5 protein-coding genes and 1 pseudogene are annotated in these 4,453 nt (G+C 52.9%); 2 read left to right on the top strand and 4 right to left on the bottom strand.

Annotated elements, in window-relative coordinates:
- On the top strand, window positions 1-232 hold a 232-nt coding region (locus tag Q363_RS47125), incomplete at its 5' end, for a hypothetical protein (RefSeq protein ID WP_211256422.1).
- A 107-nt stretch (window positions 233-339) separates the two neighbouring features.
- On the opposite strand, the gene Q363_RS29300 is transcribed toward Q363_RS47125, so the two are convergent.
- A complete protein-coding gene (locus Q363_RS29300) occupies window positions 340-531 on the bottom strand; it encodes a hypothetical protein (protein WP_035357776.1) in 192 nt (63 codons plus the stop codon).
- 321 nt (window positions 532-852) lie between these two features.
- Between Q363_RS29300 and Q363_RS29295 the strand changes: the two genes are divergently transcribed.
- Window positions 853-1,632 (top strand): hypothetical protein, encoded by a 780-nt coding sequence (locus tag Q363_RS29295; RefSeq protein WP_035357775.1) that lies wholly within the window; start codon window positions 853-855, stop codon window positions 1,630-1,632.
- 560 nt (window positions 1,633-2,192) lie between these two features.
- On the opposite strand, the gene Q363_RS29290 is transcribed toward Q363_RS29295, so the two are convergent.
- From Q363_RS29290 to Q363_RS29280, 3 genes and pseudogenes are all read right to left on the bottom strand, one after another.
- The gene (locus Q363_RS29290; protein WP_035357773.1) at window positions 2,193-3,113 is read right to left on the bottom strand and encodes an NADP-dependent oxidoreductase; all 921 of its coding nucleotides are present in this window, start codon (window positions 3,111-3,113) and stop codon (window positions 2,193-2,195) included.
- A gap of 26 nt (window positions 3,114-3,139) precedes the next feature.
- Complete coding sequence (locus Q363_RS29285; protein ID WP_035357771.1) at window positions 3,140-3,787, bottom strand: HD domain-containing protein; 648 nt, start codon at window positions 3,785-3,787, stop codon at window positions 3,140-3,142.
- Between the two features lie 475 nt (window positions 3,788-4,262).
- Window positions 4,263-4,453, bottom strand: a pseudogene (locus tag Q363_RS29280) (IS110 family transposase); the annotation flags it as partial.

The raw sequence follows: 4,453 nt of genomic DNA, 5'->3' as shown, positions 1-4,453 counted from the left end.
AGCGACAAAGGGCAACTTACGTGCTGCTGGAATAAGCTATGACGCCCTAACGGTTCCACCAGGCAAACATCAGAAGCAGGATGCCATCTGTTGCAGCCTTGAGCATTGCTTCGGTGAAGTCGTCGACGTATTCACGCCGTACGTCAGGACAGAAGACGGCACTTTCCAATTCGGCGACATCTTTGCTGCCAAACGGACATCGCAGTTCTTCGGTCAATTACCGCGCGGCTAGAAGCTGGCTGCATCGAGCGAAAAACGCGCTTGCATTTATCGACGGAACGATGACTCCGTAACCTGATTCGCGAAGTGCCTGAAAAGTCTCGTTTTCGGAAAGTACGCTTATCTGAACCTGGCGATCACTGCGACGACGCAGAGCGCCACGAGGAGGAGGATGGACGCTGCCTTAGGCCATTCCTGCGCCTCGGTTCCTCGTCTCCGTTCACGTCTGGCGATAAATTGAATCACGACGAGCAGAGTCATAATCGGAATGAAGAACGCCATAGGATGCTGAATGTGGAAGCCTTCCGTCATAGTCAAAATCTCCGATCAGACTTGATCAGCAGCCCTGCTTTCTCATGCTGCTGTCCGAACGAGAATGATACCTCCTGCAAGTCCGCTTTTCGGAAACTTCGGAGTGATGAGCAGGCGAAGTCGGTCAAACATCTAGCGGCAATGGTTGTATAGCAGGATGGCCCTTCAGCTGGTTTGTGAGCAAGCTGCCATCCGGAAAGATACTGCAATTAGCGAGGTTTGTGGAAGTGCGTCTAAGGGATTGGCAGCTCTATTCGAAGGTCGGACAGAATAGCGCAATAGAATAGATAATCAGGGGACTTCGACACCGTACTCTTTGATATGCGCCGCTTTGAGCTTTTCGAGATCCACGATCATCGTTGGTGCCCCGCTATTTTGCGGAATCTATTTACTGATGCGCTCCAGGCCATCTGGATAAAGTTCGACTCCTATCGGCCAATCGTTCCGCTGCTTCGTCAGGCATTAGAACAATCTGGAACAAATCACGTGATCGACCTTTGCTCCGGTGCAGGCGGACCTTGGTTGCAATTGACGCGCAATTTCGAGGAGGAACAGGCTTACAAGATAAGCGTCCTGCTAACCGATCTTCACCCCAATACCGAAGGGTTTGAGCGGGCCAGTTCTGAATGTAAATATGTAAGCTTTTACGCACAGCCTGTCTCGGCGCTAGAGGTGCCAGCGCACCTCAGCGGATTCCGAACCATATTTTCCTCGTTTCATCATTTTTCACCCAACGAGGCGCGAAGAGTGCTCTGTGATGCAGCAACGCATCGCCAGGGAATTGCTATCTTTGAGGGCGCAAAGAGAGATATGAGAGTCATGCTCGCGATTTGCTTTCTTCCCATGGTCGCCCTGCTTATCACGCCAGCGATTCGACCATTCCGCTGGCCACGAATTATCTGGACCTATGTCATACCGCTTGTTCCGTTTATGCTGTGGTTTGACGGCCTCATGTCATGCCTACGTGCTTACTCGAAGGATGAGCTATTCCAGATGTCAAAGCGGTTACAAGTGAAGGACTATCACTGGCAAGCGGGAACGAAGCGGAATGGCTTTGTACCGATTACTTATTTGATTGGCTACCCAAAGAGAACTGAGTAGCGTTTCCGTAGTTGCCGGTAACCCCGTTTGAACCAACACTGAGAAGTGCTGCCCGATGACCTGCTGCAACTCCATCCCGACCCTTCCGCGCATGCGTGGTCCCGCACGTAACACTCTGCTGCGCCTTCTGAACCAGCTTCGACCCGCAGTCATGCCCGCACCCCTCACGCCCAGCTTTGCGCTCCCAACCTCAGGCCCATCGAAACGCCACGGCGCCTGCCCCAAAACGTCCACACCTCGACACCACAACCGATCCCGCCTGATTGAAATCCCATAGCAACCCACCGCATCCACCACCCCAGCGGCTCACTTCAAACGGTTCTATCGTAACTGCCCCACAGAGCCGCGCCCCTCCCACTCCCGTCGCACGGCAGTCACGATAGAACACTAACGTTTTGCGGGAACTTCAACGTGACGTTAGGTAACGCAAGGCCTCAACGAGTGCATTGCCCTGTTCTCGACAGTTGAGAGCCCAGCCTCCGGCCACATTCCTGGACACTGGCCGACTTCTCAATACCGACTCGCTCAGCTCCGGCCGAGTTGCATTGGATCGTAGACGATCACTCTTTCGTCCGGATGATTAGCTTGCCGGGATTGCCAGCAATCGAGCCACTATAAGCATGGTCTGCTTCTTCCATGGGCAGCTCAGCTTTGACAAAAGCTTTCAATTCCCCGGAATCGAAAAGCTTGCCTAGTGCGGCTAGTTGTTCTCCATCTTGTTCGACGATGAAAAAAGCACTCTTTACTCGTGGATCGGTACTCGATTCTGCGTCCGCAGCAATCGTGACCAACCTGCCACCAGGCTTGAGAAGATCCCAGGATCTATCCAAGGTTTCTCCACCCACGGTGTCGAAGATTACATCGACTAAGCCTGCCTCTTCAAAACGGCGCTCGCGATAATCGATGACCTCATTAGCTCCAAGCTGCTTTACAAAATCGATGTTCGCCTTGGACGACGTGGCAATCACATACGCTCCTTGCGATTTTGCAAGTTGAACCGCGAAAAGTCCCACCGCCCCCGCCCCTCCGTGTATAAGAACTCGTTCGCCTTTCTGTAATTTTGCTTGGAGATGCAGTCCCTGCCATGCCGTCAGCAAGCCAATCGGGGCAGAGGCCGCTTCGACGCGGGAAAGAGAAGATGGCTTCAGAGAAAGATTCGATGGTTTTGTTATGCAGAACTCAGCCGTAGCACCTTCTGCGAACCAATCATTCAAGCCGAAAACAACATCTCCTAGGCTGTAGCTAGTTGCTCCCGCACCTAACCCCGCAACTGTGCCTGAGAATTCATGTCCGGGAATTGCTTTGGATCGGGCTGTACCGTCCGCATAGTGGCTGGTGGTATACCAAAGCTTCTCTGTAGGGGTCACTCCAGCGGCGGAGACATGAATCAAGATTTCGCCCGCTTGCGGCTCAGGAACCGGACGTCTTACCGGCTGCAGGTTCAGTTCGTCTGTAAACTCCATTGCATTCATCTCTGCCATTGCTTCGCTCCATGGAACTCGCTGTATTAGTCGTCGGAATCGGGGAAGGGAGATGCAGCTATCACGTCGATCGCATTAGGAGCTTTATAACCAGGGATGAGACGCTCACAGATGCTGGAGTTCACGGTGCCGTACGTCGTACCGGGCTTGTGCGCAAAGCCGGCAAAGTACTCCTGGATGAAGTCTGCCTTGAAGTGTTTTCGAGGATATTCGGCCACGATTTTCTCGCGCAACTCCGAAGGAAACTGATCGAAGCTCTTTCCAAGCACATCGAGACCGACTCCCGAATAGAGTAGAGCTACTTCGGGACGCATGTACTGAGTGACGCCAGGAGTGGTGTGCAGAGCAATGGCTGCCCATGCAATTTCTACCTGTTCTTCAGGGACCTTATGTGCAGTGAGGAACTGACGGGCCGCGTTTGCGCCATCGACTTCGAAGCGTTCGTCTGGGCTCGAGAATTTCTTAAGGATACCGAAATCGTGAAATGCGGCCGCGACGTACAGAAGTTCAGGATCGAAGCGAAGCTTTCGTTGACGGCCCTGCTCGGCCGCGAACAAGTAGACGCGCATCGAGTGATTAAAGAGCAGATCCGTGGAATGCTCACGCAGGAGATCAGTGGCTTCTTTCGCAAGCAAGGAATCGGGAATGATGAGAGCGGAGGATAGATTTGACATCTGGTCGTCGTTGCTCCTTCGACATGAAGGATAGTGTCTTTGTAGGGCATGCGCCATGACAGGAATACAGCAATTTCGGACATGGAACGAGAGCGACCATATCCTGGGAACGGCAACAAAGGCGCAGTGAAAAGACAGGGCTTTCCTCTAACTCTTAACGAAACCTCGACGATTCAGTCGCGTTCCAGTCCTGATAAACGCTCTAGGAACCTGCGATCCCAGCCCAGGGGGGCCCTCGATTTACGCGAAATCACCGAGTCACTCATTTAGCCGTGATCGGCAAGCGGAAATCGGATTCCGCCAGGGAAGTTCTTCGGCTGAGATCAGCAATCCGTCTGCTTTCATGATCTCGCTGCGCTCCCTCTGAAAAGAGAAATATCCCCTCTGGACACCCCTAAAGAGAAAAGAAAAGCCTAGACAAGCGAGAGAGAATCTCTGCGGTCCTGTTCGAGACTAGAAAGAAACAGAATCTCGATCAGGCTGCCGAGGGCGTGATTTGGACGTTGAATCCCAAGTTCTTCAAGCGGTGGATGAGGTGAAGGGCTTGCTTGTCTTTGGCGCGATGGTTGAAGTGGTTAGCGCCGAGATCCTGGTAGAGGGTTCCAGACTTGAGCATATGGTAAGCGGCAGTCAGCAAGGAGGAGGCTACGGCTCCGATAGCTTTTT

The organism is Edaphobacter aggregans DSM 19364 (assembly GCF_000745965.1).
In the GTDB taxonomy this organism is placed as follows: Bacteria; Acidobacteriota; Terriglobia; order Terriglobales; family Acidobacteriaceae; genus Edaphobacter; species Edaphobacter aggregans.
Note: the sequence above shows the minus strand (reverse complement) of the source record. Positions and strands in the feature narration are given on the sequence as shown.